Raw genomic sequence first — 17,418 nt, 5'->3', positions numbered from 1 at the left:
TTGGCTTGATGTGATTCAAGCCTTTGATGGACCGCTTATTCTGATTGACACCCAATGGGCGAAGATGGCGTCGTATTGTCTGCAACCAACCGATCCGGTACGTAGCGGCAGTGACAAGCTGTGTTCGGCAGGCGCTTACGATTCGCTGGTTTCGTTATTTCTTCTTTCCTTGATCATGATGCCATTTGATGGCGAAGAACATGCCCGTGCCCAACACGAGAACTTTGAACGTAATGAAGACTATAGGGAACCAATCCATTATTTTGAATATTTCCAGGCTATTACTTGACACTATCTATCGTGAGGAGCGCTAACTCAAGACTGCTGCTTCAGCACCTTCATCTTTTGTTCAAACCATCGCCGAATCCAACTTCGATCATAACATTCCCATCCACACGGCATTAATGGTGCTATCACCCATCTCGCCGCAGCCGCCCTTAATTCACGATGAATCTCCACAGACCTTAGAGTAGTTTCAGCAAAAGCGCGGTTTCGCGTCGGAAATTACGTGAAAGCAAAGGGTGGCGATCAACGAGCCACTTTTGCCCGCTGCCGCTCGAAATAGACGAGATAGACTGCCAGCCCTAATGTCATGGCGGCCAGTCCGTACCAGGTGATGGCATAGACGAGATGGCTGTTGTGGAAGGTGATCTGCGTCAGCCCGCCCACGGGCAATCCGCCGGGATTTTTCGCATCGTCGGCATCGATGAAGTAGGGCGCCACGTTCTGCAGCCCCCGGGCCTCGGCGATGGCTGCCACGTCGCGCGAATACCAGCGCTCCTCCGCCGGCACGTTTGAACGCAGCAGCGTGCCTTTGGGCTCGCTGATACGCAATAGGCCGGTAACGGTGGTCTCACCGGAAATCTCGCCTTCGGCGCGCGTCGCCGGATTGCGCTTCTCGGTTGGCACGAAGCCACGGTTGACGATGATGATCGTGCCATCTGCAAGCTTTAGCGGCGTCAGCACCCAATAGCCTGCGCCGAGAGCGGTCGAGGCATAGACCTGCACTTGCTTGTCATTGAGGAAAGTGCCGCTTGCCTGGACATGCTTGTATTCGGAGTTTTCGGCCGTGACGTCCGCCCACTCTGCGGTGCTGGGAGCCGGAACCGCCGGAGCATGCACGCGTGCATCGACCCGGGCGATCAGATCCAGCTTCCAATGCAGCCGCTTCACTTGCCAGGTGCCGAGACCGATGAGGAGGGCCGTCAGAAGCAGAAGCAGCGACACCCAGATGACCAGGGTCAGCGTCGTGCGCGGCTTGCCCTGAGAGGTGTTCGAGGAAATATCGGTCATGGCGCTGATCTCCGGGGAGGCGCTGCCGCATGATTTCGGGAGGTTCAATTCTCTTCGCTGAAGATCATGCGCGGTCGGGAAGATTTGGCTGCGGCTTTCGGCATTTCAAGCATGCAACGCGCAGCACCCGGCGGATTTCACGCCGGAAGAGGGCGGGCCTTCGCCTGAAGGCCCGCCGTTCGAATTTACGGCATGTTGCGCATCATCTCGGGCGACATGGGCATCATGTTCGCGTTGAGGTGATGCATGACCCAGAGCGAGCCGGACAGCGCGATGATGACGATCACGATCGTAAAGATCAGCGCCATCATGTTCCAGCCGCCTTCTGAGCGGGTGTTCATGTGCAGGAAGTAGATCATGTGCACGACGATCTGGATCGCACCGAGGATCATGACGATCGCTCCGGTGACGGCCGGATCGGGGATGACCTTGGCCATGACCAGCCAGAAGGGAATGGCGGTCAGGATGACGGAGAGGATAAACCCCGTCATGTAGCTCTTGAAGGTGCCGTGCGCCGCCTCGTGGCCGCCATGGTGATCGTGGCCGTGGGCGTCGCCGGAATGATGCGAATGGTTAGCGTTCGAGCTCATCCGAGAACTCCCATGAGGTAGACGAGAGAAAACACGCCGATCCAGACGACGTCCAGGAAGTGCCAGAACATCGAAAGGCACATCAGGCGGCGCTTGTTTTCCGGGATCAATCCATAGCGGCCGACCTGCACCATCAGCGTGATCAGCCAGACGATACCGGTGGTGACGTGCAGACCGTGCGTGCCGACCAGCGTGAAGAAGGCGGACAGGAAGGCACTGCGCTGCGGGCCGGCACCGTCGAGGATCAGGTGATAAAACTCATAGAGTTCGAAGAAGATGAAGAGGGCGCCGAAGATGCCCGTAATCGTCAGCCACATCAGCGTGCCCGACTTGTTATCCTTCTCCATTGCCAGCATGGCGAAGCCATAGGTGATGGAGGAGAAGAGCAGCATCGCCGTGTTGAGGGCGACGAGCGGCAGCTCGAAGAGGTCGGCCGGCGACGGGCCGGCCGCATAGCTGTGGCCGAGCACGGCGAAGGTGGCGAAGAGGACTGCGAAGATCAGGCAGTCGCTCATGATGTAGATCCAGAAGCCCAGCATGGTGCTGCCTTCCGGATGATGCTCTTCCGTCATGTAGAAGGCGGGTGTTTCGCCATCCTTGGGAGCGTGTGCGGTTGGGGTCGTCATAAGTCTTACACCTGTCCTGCGAGCTGTTTCGTACGCTCGTTCTCGGTCTTAACGACCTCGTCGGCGGGGATGTGGTAGTCGCGCTTGTAGTTGAAGGTATGGCCGATCGTGATGACGATCATCGCGACGAAGGTGATGGCGGCAAGCCACCACATGTACCAGATCATCCCGAATGCGAAGCCGATGGAGAGAACGCCGAGGATGATGCCCGTGCCGGTGTTCTTCGGCATGTGGATCGGAATGAAGCCTTCGGTCGGCCTGACATAGCCGCGGTTCTTCATGTCCCACCACGCGTCGTGATCGTAGACGATCGGCGTGAAGGCGAAGTTGTAGGCCGGCGGCGGCGACGAGGTGGACCATTCCAGCGTGCGGCCGCCCCAGGGATCGCCGGTATGATCGCGAAGCTCTTCGCGCTTCATGAAGCTGACGGCCAGCTGGATGAGGAAGCAGGCGATGCCGATGGCAATGAGACCGGCGCCGAAAGCGGCGATGATGAACCAGATCTGCAGCGACGGATCGTCGAACTGGCTGACACGGCGGGTGACGCCCATCAGGCCGAGGATATAGAGCGGCATGAAGGCGAACCAGAAGCCGATCTGCCAGAACCAGAAGCTCATCTTGCCCCAGAACGGATCCAGCTTGAAGCCGAAGGCCTTCGGGAACCAGTAGTTGACGCCCGCGAACATGCCGAAGAGCACGCCGCCGATGATCACATTATGGAAGTGGGCGATCAGGAACAGCGAGTTGTGCAGCACGAAGTCGGCCGGCGGAACGGCGAGCATGACGCCGGTCATGCCGCCGATGGTGAAGGTCACCATGAACCCGACGGTCCACAGCATCGGCGGCTCGTAGCGGATGCGGCCGTGATACATCGTGAACAGCCAGTTGAAGAGCTTCGCACCCGTCGGGATCGAGATGATCATCGTCGTGATGCCGAAGAAGGAGTTGACGCTGGCGCCCGAGCCCATCGTGAAGAAGTGGTGCAGCCAGACGAGGTAGGAGAGGATCATGATCACGCAGGTGGCGTAAACCATCGAGGCGTAGCCGAAGAGGCGCTTGCCGCAGAAGGTGGCGACGACTTCCGAGAAGACGCCGAAGGCCGGCAGGATCAGGATGTAGACTTCCGGGTGGCCCCAGATCCAGATGAGGTTGACATACATCATCGGATTGCCGCCGAGGTCGTTCGTGAAGAAGTTCGTGCCGGCGTAGCGGTCGAGGGTCAGCAGAGCGAGCGTGGCGGTCAGGATCGGGAAGGACGCAACGATCAGGATGTTGGTGCAGAGCGACGTCCAGGTGAAGACGGGCATTTTCATGAAGGTCATGCCCGGCGCGCGCATCTTGACGATGGTGGCGATCAGGTTGATGCCCGAAAGCGTCGTTCCGATACCCGCGACCTGCAGGCCCCAGATGTAATAATCGACGCCGACGTCGGGACTATAGGCGATGCCGGAAAGCGGCGGATAAGCCAGCCAGCCGGTTTTCGCGAATTCGCCGATGAAGAGCGAAATCATGATGACAATCGCGCCCGCCGTCGTCATCCAGAACGAGAAGTTGTTGAGGAACGGGAAGGAAACGTCGCGGGCGCCGATCTGCAGCGGCACCACGAGGTTCATCAGGCCGGTGACGAAGGGCATCGCCACGAAGAAGATCATGATGACGCCATGCGCCGTGAAGATCTGGTCGTAGTGATGCGGCGGCAGATAACCTTCGGATCCGTTGAAGGCGATCGCCTGCTGCAGGCGCATCAGCAGCGCGTCGGAGAAACCGCGCAGCAGCATGATCAGCGCCAGCACGACATACATGATGCCGATCTTCTTGTGGTCGATGCTGGTGAACCATTCCTTCCAGAGGTAGCCCCAGAGGCGGAAATAGGTCAGCAGGCCGAGGACGGCGATGCCGCCGATGGCGACGCCGATGAAGGTCACGACGAGGATCGGCTCGTGATACGGGATCGAGTCGAGCGTCAGCCGACCGAAGATGAATTTATAGAGGTCCGGGTTGGAAAACATGGATTGCCTCTGTCCCTTATGAATGTCTTGTTATTGAGCGCACCGGATCAATGACCCTGATGCTGCGCCGAACCGGTCGACGAATCGGAAGAAGAGCCGTTGCCCATATCCATGCCCTGCATGGAGTTGTCGCCATGCTGCATGGTGTGGCTGGCGCTGCCGTCGGCCTTGACCGGCGTAACTTCGGCCGAGGCACCGTCGCGATTGTCATAGATCAGGCGCTCGCGATTTTCGTGGCTTTCCTTGCCGCCGCCGCCCTTGGCGTCGATATGCATCATCTCGCTCATGCACATCTTGCTCGGATCGGCGCACATGTTGAGGATGGCGTTGTAGAGACCATCGTCGACGGCGTTGAAGTAGCGCACCGGCTCGCGTTCGCTGGGCTTGGCAAGCGCCAGGTACTCCTGGCGGCCGAGCGCCGTGCCCTGGCTCTTTGCCTTCTGGACCCACTGGTCGAAACCGGCCTGATCCAAACCGTGGAACTTGAAGCGCATGTTCGAGAAGCCGGCGCCGCTATAGTTGGCCGACAGGCCCTGGAATTCGCCGGGATGATTGATGACGGCGTGGAGCTTCGTCTCCATGCCCGGCATGGCGTAGATCTGGCCTGCCAGCGCCGGGATGAAGAAGGAGTTCATCACCGAGGAGGCTGTGATCTTGAAGTTGATCGGGCGGTCGACGGGAGCCGCCATCTCGTTGACGGTGGCGATGCCGTATTCCGGATAGAAGAAGAGCCATTTCCAGTCGAGCGCGACCACTTCCACCGTCAGCGGCTTGACGTCGGCGCTAAGCGGCTTGTCGGCGGCGATGCGATCGAGCGGGCGGTAGGGGTCGAGCTGATGGGTGCTGATCCAGGTCACCGCGCCGAGCGCGATGATGATGGCAAGCGGAGCGGACCAGATGACCAGCTCCAGACGTGTCGAATGATGCCACTCCGGCTCGTAGGTCGCCTCGTTGTTCGACTGGCGGTATCTCCAGGCGAAGAGCAGCGTCAGGAAGATCACCGGGATGATGATGATCAGCATCAGCACGACCGAGACGATGATGAGGTCTCGCTGCTGCATAGCGATATCGCCGGAGGGAGCCATCACCACCAGATTGCAACCTGAGAGCAGCAAAAACAAAGGGATGACGGATAAACGGCTGAAAATCTTCGATAGTCTTGGCACGTCTTAAAGCTCTTTTTGTTTCGACCCTACCGCGACTAAAGGACGGCGGTCATGAACGATATGAGGTGTTTCGTCGCACCGCAGCAAGCTTGAGTGCATTGCGGTATGGAATGCTGTCCCACGTATCGGGAAAACCCTCAGAAATCCAGAAGGTTTTCTATCAGGCAGTTCGCTTTTGCCGGCGCTAATATACCTGGATCGGAACAAATGGCCATCACCGGCGGTTTTTCTTCGTCCGGAACGCGGCGCCAAAGGCAGATAATGGCTCGACCGATTGCTAATTTGCGAATTATTTCATGCTGGATACTTGATATGTTCGCACGTTTGATCGACATTTTCATTACGCGCGAATTCGTGGAGGAATTCGTGCTCGGAGAGGGAGGCTCCCGCGCATGGTCAGCGTAACGCATGAATCACTGAACCCCACATCTTCAACTCTGGAGAGCGATGCCCGCAGCATGCATGCGGGGGGCTCGGTCGCACCCGGCAATATCGCCATCGGCGTGATCATTGGTCGCACGTCGGAATTCTTCGATTTCTTCGTCTATGCCATTGCATCCGTACTGGTCTTCCCGAAGCTCATCTTCCCCTTCGCCGACCCGCTGCATGGCACGATGCTTTCCTTCCTGGTCTTCGCGCTGGCCTTCATCGCCCGCCCGATCGGTTCGTTCATCTTCATGGCGATCGACCGGCGCTACGGGCGCGGGGTAAAACTCACGATCGCGCTGTTCCTGCTTGGCGGCTCGACGGCTGCGATGAGCTTCCTCCCCGGCTATTCGGAAGTCGGTGTCTACGCAATCATCCTGCTTGCCATTTTCCGCATCGGTCAGGGCCTTGCACTTGGTGGTGCATGGGACGGCTTGGCTTCGCTCCTGGCGCTTAACGCACCGACAAACCATCGTGGCTGGTATGCGATGATCCCTCAGCTCGGCGCCCCGATCGGTTTCATGCTGGCAAGCGCTCTGTTTGCCTATTTCGTCACGAGTCTCACGACGGCGGACTTCCTGGATTGGGGCTGGCGCTATCCCTTCTTCTGCGCCTTCGCCGTCAACGTCGTCGCGCTCTTTGCCCGTCTGCGCCTGGTCGCCACCGAGGAGTTCGGCACGCTCTTGGAGCGTCATGAGCTTGAGCCCGTGAAGATGACGGAGCTGCTGCGCGTGCATGGCCGCGATGTCCTGATCGGCGCCTTCGTGCCGCTGGCAAGCTTTGCGACCTTCCACCTCGTGACCGTCTTCCCGCTCGGCTGGGTGACGCTTTACAGCGAGCAGACTCCCGGTTCGTTCCTGCTGGTAGAGTTCCTCGGCGCGATCTGCGGCATTCTCGCCATCATCTGTTCCGGTATGCTCGCCGACCGGATTGGCCGCCGCAATCAGCTCGCCATCGGCGCGGTGCTGATCGCCTGCTTCGCCTTCGTGGCACCCTGGCTGCTCGATGGCGGCGCGACTGGCCGCCACATCTACGTGGTTCTCGGCTTCACGCTGCTCGGCCTCTCCTTCGGTCAGGCGGCGGGCGCCAGCGCTTCCCGCTTCAGCCAGAACTATCGTTACAGCGGCTCGGCCCTGGTGTCGGATCTCTCCTGGCTGATCGGTGCCGGCTTCGCGCCATTCGTGGCGCTTGCCCTCTCCAGCCAGTTCGGCCTCGTCTACACCAGCCTCTATCTGCTCTCCGGCGTCGTCTGCACGCTGGTCGCCATCTTCTTCAGCAAAACGCTGGAGACGCGCGACAACTAAGTCAGATTCGCGAAATGAAACAAGGCTGCGGCATGAAAGTGCCGCAGCCTTTTTCGTTCAGGCTGAATGCAGGAGCCACGCGATCAGCGGCGCCGCTAGCACGTTCGTCAATCCCACCAGCACCATGACGAGACCGGCGATCGATCCTTCCTCGCGGCCGATCTCATGCGCCTTGGCGACGCCGATGCCATGGGCCCCCATGCCGTAAAGCGCACCACGGGCCATGCCCGACTTCAGTGGCAGCAGCCGTAGCAGTGCCTGGCCGACCATGGCGCCGAACAGGCCGGTGATGACGACGAAGACGGCTGTCAGATTGGGGACGCCGCCGATATCGCCTGAAACCACCATGGCGAACGGCGTGCTGACCGAGCGTGGCATCAGGCTGAGCCGCAGGCTCTCGTCGAGGCCGAGAAGGCTTGCAAGCTCCCAGGCCGAAACTATGGCCGTGGCGCTGCCGACGATTACGCCGAACAGCAGGACCGGCCAATACCGCTTGATGAGGCCCCGCTGCTCGTAGATCGGCACTGCAAAAGCCACTGTCGCCGGTCCGAGCAGCGCGAGCAGCCAGCGGCTGTCATGCATATAATCCTGGTAATTTGCGTGCAGTGCCAGTGCGAGCACGATCAAGATAGCAGGTGCAGCCACCAGCGGTGACAGCCAGAGCGAAGGCCGATGCCGATAGAGCGTCTTGGAAAGATAATAAAGTCCGATCGTCGCCAACGGCCAGAACAGGCCGGCTGCGAGACTTTCAATGCTGGACATGGCTTGAGGCCCCCTGGCGCATCATCAGCCGGTAGCCGAAATCGATCGCTATCGCGGTGACACCCATGACGATGATGGTGCCGGCGAAGATCACCGTAAGCACTTTCAACCCGATGATGCCGATGAATTCGCCATGATCGAGCAAAGCCAGCACCGCCGGCACGAAGAACAAGAGCATTTCGGCGAGAAACCACTCCGCGCCACGCTTCATGCTCGCCAGCTTCACTTTACCGCTCGTAAACAGTACCAGCACCAGCAGCATGCCGGCGATGGCGCCGGGTATTGGCAGATGTGCCAGGCGGACAATGGCTTCGCCCGCTTGCCAGAAGGCAAGCAGCAGCAGGATCTGAGCGAGGCAGCTCAATTTCGGATGATTCTTTGGATTGATACGCATGGAAGGCTCGGGAAAATCTCTTGACCTGACAATAGGCGCTTCCTCTCCATGAAGAAAATGAATTGATTTCATAAAATCAAGTCCTGTAAGGAATACTTATGGAGCTTCGGACACTGAAAGCCTTCGTCGAAGTGGTGCGCCAGGGCGGCTTTTCGGAAGCCGCTAAGATGGTGTTCACCACGCAATCGGCCGTCAGCAAAGCCGTGCGCCAGCTGGAGGACGAGCTTGGCCTGCCGCTGCTCAACCGCATTGGCCATCGCGTGACCCTGACCGATGCTGGTGAGGTGGTCTATCGTCGGGCAATTGCGATCCTTGCCGGGCGCGACGATCTGCTGGCGGAATTGTCGGAGCTTCGTGGGCTCGCGCGCGGCGCCCTGCGGCTTGGCTTGCCGCCGATCGGCAATGATGCCCTCTTCGCTCCGGTGTTCGCCGTCTTCCGCAATCGTTATCCGGGCATAGAGATCAGACTGGTGGAGCAGGGCGCCAAGCGGCTCGAGGAAATGGTACTGGCCGATGAGGTCGATCTCGGCGCCTCGCTGTTGCCGATGCCCGATGTCTTCGAGTGGCAGACCGTGCGCTGCGAGCCGATGCATGTCCTCCTACCGTCGGCGCATCCTCTCGCCGGGCAGCAAACGGTGCCGCTGGCGGCACTCAAGGACAATCCCTTTCTCCTCTTCGAAACCGGCTTCGCGCTGAACGGCATCATTCTCGACGCCTGCCGCGCGGCTGGCTTTGCGCCTGACATTGCCGCGCGCTCGAGCCAGATCAATTTCATTGTCGAACTGGTCGCTGCGGGCCTCGGTGTAGGTTTCCTGCCGCGGCTGATCGCCGAACAGCGCCAGCGTTCGGGCATCGCCCATGCGCTTGTCGTCGAACCGGGCATGGAGTGGAACATGGCCTGGATCTGGCGGCGCGGCGGATATCTGTCACATGCCGGTCGCGCCTGGCTCGACCTCGCTGCTGAGATAGCGGCGAAATCTTGACTCTATTCTCAAACTTTTGTGATAAGCGGGAACGACCGTAAACTTGAAATAAACGGTCAGGAAAAATATAGGCTATTCCATTGCCGCTGCAGGCGGTGGTTTCCAAGCGAGAGGACTTAATGACTTTTTCCTTTTCACATCTCACCAGTGCGCTGGCGCTCGCCGCGGGCCTTGCGGTTGCTCCGATGATGGCGAATGCCGCCGATTCCGAAGGCATCGTCGTCTACAACGCTCAACATGAAGCGCTGACGCAGGCCTGGGCGGATGGCTTCACCAAGGAAACCGGCATCAAGGTCACGATCCGCAACGGTAGCGATATGCAGTTTGCCAACCAGATCGTCCAGGAAGGTGCTGCCTCTCCCGCTGACGTCTATCTGACGGAAAATTCCCCTGGCATGACGCTGGTCGATGCCAACAAGCTCTTCGCTCCCGTCGATGCCGCCACGCTCGCCCAGGTGCCGGAAACCTTCAAGGCTGCCGATGGCAACTGGGTCGGTGTCGCCGCGCGTTCCACCGTTTTCGCCTATGACAAGACCAAGCTGAAGGAAGCCGATCTGCCGAAATCTCTACTCGATCTCGCAGATCCCAAGTGGAAGGGCCGCTGGGGCGCTTCGCCGGCCGGCGCCGATTTCCAGGCGATCGTCAGCGCGCTGCTGGAACTGAAGGGCGAAGACGCGACCCGTGCCTGGCTGAAGGCGATGAAGGAAAATGCGAGCTTCTACAAGGGCAACAGTGTCGCGATGAAGGCTGTCAATGCCGGCGAGATCGAAGGCGCTGTCATCTATCACTATTACTGGTTCGGCGATCAGGCCAAGACCGGCGAAAACAGCAAGAATGTCTCGCTGCACTATTTCAAGAACCAGGATCCGGGTGCATTCGTCAGCATCTCCGGCGGCGGCGTCCTGGCATCCAGCCAGCATCAGAAGGAAGCGCAGGCTTTCCTGAAGTGGATCACCGGCAAGGGCGGTCAGGCCGTTCTGCGCGATGGCGATTCCTATGAATATGCCGTCGGCAACGGCAAAGCTTCCAATCCGAAGCTGGTGCCGATTCCCGACCTGCAGGCTCCAAAGATCGAGCCTTCGAAGCTGAATAGCAAGAAGGTCACCGATCTGATGACGGAAGCTGGTCTCATCTAAGGCGAAAGCCCGTCCCGCAGCGCCTTTCGCGCGCGTTCGGCCGGGCTTTGCTCTTGCATCGCAGTCGCATGCCCTGCTAGGGGCATGGGATGGCCTTTAAGGCCGACCGATCGGGCAATCGCCGTCAACGGCGGTTGCCTTCCTATTTCAGGGCGTGAAAGGCAGCTCGGATTTGCTGCAGAAAAACACATATGCCGGCGAGCCTGCCGCCATGCGAATGCCCCCGTTGACGGCTGCCCCCCGCAGCCGCGTCCGGCATGCCTCCGTTGTCGCCCTTGCTTCCGTCGTCGCGCTTTTGAGCCTCGTGCCCCTCGGCTTCATCGTCTGGATCACGATCGACACAGGCTGGGCCGAAGTCATAGCGCTCATCTTCCGCAATCGCGTCGGCGAGCTGCTCGTCAATACCGTCCTGCTCGAAGTCTGCACCATCCCTCTTTCCATCCTGCTGGCGGTCACGCTCGCCTGGCTGACGGAGCGCACCGATATTCCGGGCGCGCGCCTCTGGTCCTGGCTTGCGGCGGCACCGCTTGCCGTGCCCGCTTTCGTGCACAGCTATGCCTGGGTCAGCCTCGTGCCGAGCATGCGCGGGCTCTGGAGTGGCGTGCTGGTCTCGGTGCTCGCCTATTTTCCCTTCCTCTACCTGCCGGTCGCGGCCGCCCTGCGCCGGCTCGATCCGGCGATCGAGGACGCCGCCGCCTCGCTCGGCCTCGGCCCCTGGCGCGTTTTCTTCCGCGCAATCCTGCCGCAGCTTCGCCTCGCCATCTGCGGCGGCTCGCTGCTGATCGGCCTGCATCTCCTGGCGGAATACGGCCTCTACGTGATGATCCGCTTCGATACCTTCTCGACGGCGATCGTCGACCAGTTTCAGTCCGCCTATAACAGCCCAGCGGCAAACATGCTCGGCGGCGTGCTGGTCTTCTGCTGCCTGCTGCTGCTCGGCATCGAGGTGCTGGTGCGTGGCAACGAGCGCTATGCCCGTATCGGCTCGGGTGCCGCCCGCCCCGCCGATCGCCGTCGTCTCGGCTGGTTCGTCGTTCCCGCGGTCGCGCTGCCCATCGTCACGGCTGCGCTGACCCTCGGCATTCCCTTCGTCACCTTGGCGCGCTGGCTTTATCTTGGCGGTGCCGACGTCTGGCGGATCGATACGGTCGGCTCGGCCTTGCTGCAGACCATTCTTCTCGCGATCGCCGGAGGCCTTCTTGCCACCATTGCAGCAGCCCCCATGGCATGGCTGTCGGTGCGTGCGCCCGGCCGGCTGCAGCGCATTCTCGAAGCATGCCACTATTATGTCGGCTCGCTGCCCGGCGTCGTCGTCGCCCTGGCCCTGGTGTCGATCACCGTCCGGCTGATCCTGCCGCTCTACCAGACCTTTGCGACGCTGCTGCTCGCCTATGTGCTTCTGTTCCTGCCGCGTGCCATGGTCGGCCTGCGCGCCAGCATCGCCCAGGCGCCCGTCGAGCTTGAGCGTGCAGCCATGGCGCTCGGCCGCACGCCAGCGCAGGCGGTGCGGCAGATCACCATGCGGCTTGCCGCGCCCGGCTTTGCCGCGAGCGTCGCGTTGGTCGCGCTTGGCATCACCAACGAGCTGACGGCGACGCTGATGCTCTCTCCCAACGGCACGGAAACGCTGGCGACGAAATTCTGGTCGCTGACCAGCGAGATCGATTATGTTTCCGCAGCACCCTACGCCTTCATGATGGTCGTCCTGTCGCTGCCGCTCACCCTTCTCCTTTACGTGCAATCCAAGCGAACGGCCGGACAATGACCTTTCTGGCAATCAAGAACATCAGCAAACGCTACGGCCCCGTGCATGCGCTCGATAATATCGATCTCACGGTGGCTGCCGGCAGCCGCACCGCGATCGTCGGCCCGTCCGGTTCGGGCAAGACGACGCTGCTGCGGATCATCGCCGGCTTCGAGGTTCCCGATGCGGGCCAAGTGGTGCTGCAGGGCGAGACCCTGGCCGATGGCGAAGCCATCGTGCCGGCGCACCGCCGTGGCATCGGCATCGTCTCGCAGGACGGTGCCCTGTTCCCGCATCTGAGCGTATCGGAGAATATCGGTTTCGGCATGGAGCGCGGCGCGCGCGACCGCGATCAGCGCATCAATGCTCTCATCGATATGGTCGAACTCGACCGCGGCATGCTCGATCGCCGCCCGCATCAGCTCTCCGGCGGCCAGCAGCAGCGCGTCGCGCTTGCCCGTGCGCTCGGCCGCAAGCCGCGATTGATGCTGCTCGACGAGCCTTTTTCCGCTCTCGATACCGGCTTGCGCGAAAACATGCGCAAGGCCGTCGCCCGTGTCCTGCAGATCGCCGGCATCACCGCGGTCCTGGTGACGCATGATCAGGCGGAGGCGCTGTCCTTTGCCGATCAGGTTGCTGTCCTGCGCGAGGGCAGGCTCATACAGGCCGGCACGCCGCAGGCGCTCTATCTCAGCCCCAGGGATCGCGAGACTGCGCTCTTTCTCGGCGATGCCATCGTACTTTCGGCTGATCTCGACAAAGGGTCTGCCAAATGCGTCCTCGGGCAGATTGCGGTCGATGCCGATAATCGCCAGGGACGCACCGACATCATGTTGCGGCCCGAGCAATTGCGCCTCGAGGCCATTGATGAGGCCGGAGCGGGAGCTGCCTGCATCGGCAAGGTCACGGAAATCGAATTCGGCGGTGCCGTCTGCGCCGTTACGGTTGTACTCTCCAATGCCAACGGCTCCGAGACCTTGAATATCAAGAGCTCCGGCGTCGGCCTGCCCGAGGTCGGCAGCATGGTTTCAGTGAGCGTCATCGGAAAGGCACATGTCTTCAACAAGCTCACGGCCTGAGCGTCATTTGGGTTGAAGCAGGCGATGCTTTCGGGAAGATAAAGCATGTCGCGCAAAAGTGTGCAGCGGTTTTGCGACAACGACCTGCGTCAAATCAAGATCCTAAAGCGCAAGAAGCGAATCTGAAAGATCTCGGTGCGCTTTAGGCACGCCATCATCATGCGCCATGCCGAAGGAACCTTACCATGTCTTTTCCCGACGAGATCGAGCCGGATCTTCCGTTCCTCACCTCGCTTCGCCGCAATCTTCATGCCCATCCCGAACTCGGCTTCGAGGAGGAGCGCACCAGCGGCATCGTCGCCACTTTGCTGGAAGAGGCAGGGCTGACGGTGCATCGCGGCCTCGGCAAGACCGGTGTCGTCGGCACGCTGCAGGTCGGCAATGGCACGCGTCGCATCGGCCTTCGCGCCGATATGGATGCACTCGCCATGCCGGAAAAGGCCAATCGCCCGTATAAATCCACCATTCCGGGCAAGATGCATGCCTGCGGGCATGATGGCCATACAACCATGCTGCTCGGTGCCGCTCGTCATCTGGCGGCCACGCGCAGCTTTTCCGGCACGGTGCATTTCATCTTCCAGCCCGCCGAAGAAGGTCGAGGTGGTGCCAAGCGCATGGTGGACGAAGGCCTTTTCGATCTCTTTCCCTGCGATGCCGTTTACGGGTTGCACAATATGCCCGGTCTCGCGGTCGACGAGATGGCCGTTGTCGAAGGGCCGCAGCTTGCCTCGTCGGACAGCTGGCGCATCACCTTCCGCGGTACCGGAACCCACGGCGCCAAGCCGCATCTCGGCAAGGACCCGATCACGGCGGCAGCAACCTTCATTTCCGCGCTGCAAACCATCGTCGGCCGCGTCGTCGATCCGCTGCAGCCAGCCGTCGTCAGCGCTTGCTCGCTACAGGCGGGCGATCCCAAGGCGCTGAATGTGATACCAGATACGGTCGAGATCGGCGGCACGGCGCGCGCCTATACGCCTGAGGTCCGCGATCAGCTGGAAGAGGAGATCGGTCGTCTGGCGCATGGGACTGCAGCCATGTTCAACATTGCCGTCGACTATCAATTCGAGCGCCGCATCCCGCCCGTCGTCAACGATGCCGATGCCACGGCGCGGGCGCTGCAAGCTGCGACGACTGTTTTCGGCGAGAATGTGCTGACCCGCTTTCCGCCATCGACAGCCGGCGACGATTTCGCCTTTTTCGGCCAGAACGCCCCCGGCTGCTATGTCTGGCTCGGCAATGGCCCCGCCGTTGACGGTGCCCTGCATCACAATACCGCCTATGATTTCAACGACGAGGCGATCGCCTCCGGCGTGGCCTTCTGGACGACACTGGTCGAGCAGGAATTGAGAGAGCAGTGAGACGATTCTCAACGTGCCTCACTGCAGTACATCCTGTATCACCGCAGCTTGAGAGTTTGAGATACGATATTTCTCCGTCACTTCTCAGCGGCCGGCTTCCCGCATCAGCGCATCGAAGACGATCCGGCGCGCCCTTTCCGCGTCTATCTCCGCGGCGAAATGCGCATTGATTTGCCCATGCGAGGCCCGCGTTTCGACGACGGTGCGCCCGCGCGTATGCTGCCCCTGCAGTTCCGCGTCGATCCGAGCATGCCGAAGGGTGGCGATGTCAGGTTCGACGAAAATGGCGGCCGCTGTTGGATCGTAGATCGCCATGGCCGGTCTGCCGCGGCTGACGGCGATGTTGATGTAGCCTTCCAGCAGGTCTGCAAGCAGTTGCGCCTTTTCTCCGGCTATCTTCCGGATACGGGTGACATCTTCCGGCCAAGCCAGCACCTTGCGGCAGATATCGAGATCGACCATACGCAATGGCAGGCCATGCGCAAGGGCGATCCCAAGCGCCTCCGGATCGGCAAAGGCATTGAATTCCGCCGACGCCGTGTGGTTGCCCGAGGTGACGCCGCCACCCATCCAGGTCAACTCGTCGATGCGGGCGGCGAGATCCGGCCGTGCCAGCGCCAGCGCCGCGATGTTCGTAAGCGGTCCGAGCGCCAGGATGCGCTTCGGGCCGTTTCCGTCGGAAAGCCAATTGCTGAGGGCGTCAAAGGCATCGCTCGCCGGAAGCGGGTTGGCCGGCGGCAGGCTTCTGCCCGCAGTGGGAATGCCGGTCTGGCCGAGAATGCCCTGTGCCGTCTCCAGCTTGCAAAGCACGGGCAGCTCACGTCCGGTATGGATCGGAAACGTCCAGTTGAAAACCGCAGCCGCGCTCGCGGCATTAACCTGGACATAAGACAGTGGCGCATTGCCGCTGACAAGCGAAACACCGTCGATGACAAGATCCGAATGCGCCACCACCAGGATGGCGGCGATGTCATCGAATCCCATATCGGTATCGATCCAGATTCCCATGCCTTATCTCATCGACGGTATGAATTGACGCGACGGCCGTCTCGGCCCGTCGCTTCGGATGACGGCATCCCTTGCCATCCGGCGAGATGGACGCGGGGCGCGCAAGGACGCGCACCCGCAGATGGCTTAGCTGGCGAGGGCGTCGAGGATGCGGATCCAGGAGCGGATGCCCTTGTGATAGGAGCGCAGCTCGTATTTCTCGTTCGGCGAATGGATACGGTCGTCGGAGAGGCCGAAACCGACGAGCAGCGATTCCATGCCGAGCATCCTTTGGAAGTCGCCGACGATCGGGATCGAGCCGCCTTCGCCGACAACGATAGCGGGCTTTGGCCACTCGTTGGAAAGTGCCGTCTTTGCCTTGCTCAGCACCGGCGAGTCGTAGGAAAGCTGGATAGCCGGCGAGCCGCCATGCTCATGGAATTCCACCGAGCAATCCCCAGGGATCTTCGAGCGTACATAGGCGCGGAAGCTCTCGCGGATCGCCGCCGGGTTCTGCTGGCCGACCAGGCGGAAGGAGACCTTCGCCGATGCTTTGGCGGCGATCACGGTCTTGAAACCGGCGCCGGTATAGCCGCCGGTGATGCCGTTGACTTCCGCGGTCGGCCGCGCCCAGATCAGCTCCATTACAGAACGGCCCTTCTCCCCCGAGGGAATGGACAGGCCGACTTCGCCGAGGAATTTTTCCGTCGTCATCCCGAGCGTTTCCCAGGAGGCCTTGATATTAGCCGGCGTTTCCTCGACGCCGTCATAGAAGCCGTCGAGCGTTACGCGCCCGGTCTCGTCATGCAGGCCGGCGAGAATATCGGAGAGGATGTGGATCGGATTGGCGGCGGCACCGCCGAACATGCCCGAATGCAGGTCGCGGTCGGCGGCGTTGATAATGATCTCCTCGCCGACAAGGCCGCGCAGGCTGGCCGAGATGGACGGCGTTTCACCATCCCACATGCCGGTATCGCAGACGAGGGCGAAATCCGCCTTCAGCTCGGCGGCATTGGCTTCGAGGAAGGGCTTGAGCGAGGGCGAGCCGGATTCCTCTTCGCCTTCGAAGAGGATGGTGATGCGCACCGGCAGTGCGCCCCTCGTTTCCTTATAGGCGCGCACCGCTTCGACGAAGGTCATCAGCTGCCCCTTGTCGTCGGACGTGCCGCGGCCGGTTAGGACCTTGCGGCCATCGCCCAGGTCCTTGATTTCCGGAGCGAATGGGTCGCTTTCCCAAAGCTCGAGCGGATCGACGGGCTGCACGTCATAGTGGCCGTAGAACAGCACATGCGGTGCATCTGCGCTGCCGGCATCGTGATGGGCGACCACCATCGGATGGCCGGGTGTATCGCGCAGGGAGGCCTTGAAGCCGATCGAGTTCAGGTAGGTGGCGAGCCATTCCGCCGCCTTGCGGCATTCCGCCTTGTAGTCCGGATCGGTCGAGATGGACTTGATGCGCAGCAGTTCGAAGAGATTGTCGAGGCTGGAAGGGAGGTTCTGATCGGCGCGGTCGAGAACGGGCGATAGATCGGTCATATCCGACTCCTTACATGAGATTTGG

At 60.9% G+C, this 17,418-nt stretch carries 16 protein-coding genes; 7 read left to right on the top strand and 9 right to left on the bottom strand.

The genetic code is table 11. The features are described from left to right. Window positions 1-10: 10 nt before the first annotated feature. Window positions 11-289, top strand: a complete 279-nt coding sequence (locus tag FBZ99_RS33335; RefSeq protein ID WP_210248378.1) for a hypothetical protein — start codon at window positions 11-13, stop codon at window positions 287-289. 239 nt (window positions 290-528) lie between these two features. Here FBZ99_RS33335 and FBZ99_RS14745 read toward each other — a convergent pair whose 3' ends face one another. The 5 genes from FBZ99_RS14745 to cyoA all read right to left on the bottom strand — a co-directional run bounded on the left by FBZ99_RS14745 (window position 529) and on the right by cyoA (window position 5,684). Next, window positions 529-1,293, bottom strand: a complete 765-nt coding sequence (locus FBZ99_RS14745; protein WP_113352073.1) for an SURF1 family protein — start codon at window positions 1,291-1,293, stop codon at window positions 529-531. Window positions 1,294-1,478: 185 nt separating this feature from the next. Further along, entirely contained in the window at window positions 1,479-1,883 is a 405-nt protein-coding gene (cyoD, locus tag FBZ99_RS14740; protein ID WP_092714481.1) for a cytochrome o ubiquinol oxidase subunit IV, read from the bottom strand. Then, window positions 1,880-2,509, bottom strand: a complete 630-nt coding sequence (gene cyoC / locus FBZ99_RS14735) for a cytochrome o ubiquinol oxidase subunit III (RefSeq protein WP_095433549.1) — start codon at window positions 2,507-2,509, stop codon at window positions 1,880-1,882. The genes cyoD and cyoC overlap by 4 nt, the downstream gene beginning before the upstream one ends. Window positions 2,510-2,514: 5 nt before the next feature. Beyond that, entirely contained in the window at window positions 2,515-4,518 is a 2,004-nt protein-coding gene (gene cyoB / locus FBZ99_RS14730) for a cytochrome o ubiquinol oxidase subunit I (protein ID WP_069610896.1), read from the bottom strand. Window positions 4,519-4,565: 47 nt separating this feature from the next. Next, on the bottom strand, window positions 4,566-5,684 hold the full coding sequence (gene cyoA, locus FBZ99_RS14725; protein WP_113352072.1) for a ubiquinol oxidase subunit II: 1,119 nt from the start codon (window positions 5,682-5,684) through the stop codon (window positions 4,566-4,568). A gap of 392 nt (window positions 5,685-6,076) precedes the next feature. Here cyoA and FBZ99_RS14720 point away from each other — a divergent pair, with 392 nt between their 5' ends. After that, window positions 6,077-7,414, top strand: coding sequence for an MFS transporter (locus FBZ99_RS14720; protein WP_095433551.1), 1,338 nt, complete (start codon window positions 6,077-6,079; stop codon window positions 7,412-7,414). Between the two features lie 57 nt (window positions 7,415-7,471). Here FBZ99_RS14720 and FBZ99_RS14715 read toward each other — a convergent pair whose 3' ends face one another. Together FBZ99_RS14715 and FBZ99_RS14710 are read right to left on the bottom strand one after the other, a co-directional pair. Next, on the bottom strand, window positions 7,472-8,176 hold the full coding sequence (locus FBZ99_RS14715) for an LrgB family protein (protein ID WP_145633894.1): 705 nt from the start codon (window positions 8,174-8,176) through the stop codon (window positions 7,472-7,474). Continuing rightward, window positions 8,163-8,570 carry a CidA/LrgA family protein gene (locus tag FBZ99_RS14710; protein ID WP_113390784.1) on the bottom strand — a complete coding sequence of 136 codons (408 nt, stop codon included), beginning with the start codon at window positions 8,568-8,570 and terminating at the stop codon, window positions 8,163-8,165. Before FBZ99_RS14710 ends, FBZ99_RS14715 begins: the two co-directional genes overlap by 14 nt. A 98-nt stretch (window positions 8,571-8,668) precedes the next feature. Between FBZ99_RS14710 and FBZ99_RS14705 the strand changes: the two genes are divergently transcribed. The 5 genes from FBZ99_RS14705 to FBZ99_RS14685 all read left to right on the top strand — a co-directional run bounded on the left by FBZ99_RS14705 (window position 8,669) and on the right by FBZ99_RS14685 (window position 14,870). After that, window positions 8,669-9,553: a LysR family transcriptional regulator gene (locus FBZ99_RS14705; protein WP_173002579.1), complete on the top strand. Its 885-nt coding sequence runs from the start codon at window positions 8,669-8,671 to the stop codon at window positions 9,551-9,553. A gap of 119 nt (window positions 9,554-9,672) precedes the next feature. Then, the gene (locus tag FBZ99_RS14700; protein WP_113420626.1) at window positions 9,673-10,689 is read left to right on the top strand and encodes an iron ABC transporter substrate-binding protein; all 1,017 of its coding nucleotides are present in this window, start codon (window positions 9,673-9,675) and stop codon (window positions 10,687-10,689) included. Window positions 10,690-10,906: 217 nt separating this feature from the next. Next, window positions 10,907-12,454: an ABC transporter permease gene (locus FBZ99_RS14695; RefSeq protein ID WP_233790154.1), complete on the top strand. Its 1,548-nt coding sequence runs from the start codon at window positions 10,907-10,909 to the stop codon at window positions 12,452-12,454. Next, the gene (locus FBZ99_RS14690; protein WP_113352067.1) at window positions 12,451-13,512 is read left to right on the top strand and encodes an ABC transporter ATP-binding protein; all 1,062 of its coding nucleotides are present in this window, start codon (window positions 12,451-12,453) and stop codon (window positions 13,510-13,512) included. Before FBZ99_RS14695 ends, FBZ99_RS14690 begins: the two co-directional genes overlap by 4 nt. 185 nt (window positions 13,513-13,697) lie before the next feature. After that, on the top strand, window positions 13,698-14,870 hold the full coding sequence (locus FBZ99_RS14685) for a M20 aminoacylase family protein (protein WP_113352066.1): 1,173 nt from the start codon (window positions 13,698-13,700) through the stop codon (window positions 14,868-14,870). An 84-nt stretch (window positions 14,871-14,954) separates the two neighbouring features. Here the strand turns inward: FBZ99_RS14685 and FBZ99_RS14680 are convergent, their stop codons facing one another. Both FBZ99_RS14680 and FBZ99_RS14675 read right to left on the bottom strand, forming a co-directional pair. Further along, the gene (locus FBZ99_RS14680) at window positions 14,955-15,878 is read right to left on the bottom strand and encodes a nucleoside hydrolase (protein WP_145633892.1); all 924 of its coding nucleotides are present in this window, start codon (window positions 15,876-15,878) and stop codon (window positions 14,955-14,957) included. 126 nt (window positions 15,879-16,004) lie between these two features. Further along, window positions 16,005-17,393: a M20/M25/M40 family metallo-hydrolase gene (locus FBZ99_RS14675; RefSeq protein ID WP_113352064.1), complete on the bottom strand. Its 1,389-nt coding sequence runs from the start codon at window positions 17,391-17,393 to the stop codon at window positions 16,005-16,007. Window positions 17,394-17,418: the final 25 nt, after the last annotated feature.

The sequence above is a fragment of the Rhizobium sp. ERR 1071 genome, assembly GCF_007828675.1.
Taxonomy (GTDB): Bacteria; Pseudomonadota; Alphaproteobacteria; order Rhizobiales; family Rhizobiaceae; genus Rhizobium; species Rhizobium dioscoreae.
The sequence above is the reverse complement of the archived record's forward strand: the minus strand, read 5'-3'. Positions and strand labels throughout refer to the sequence as shown.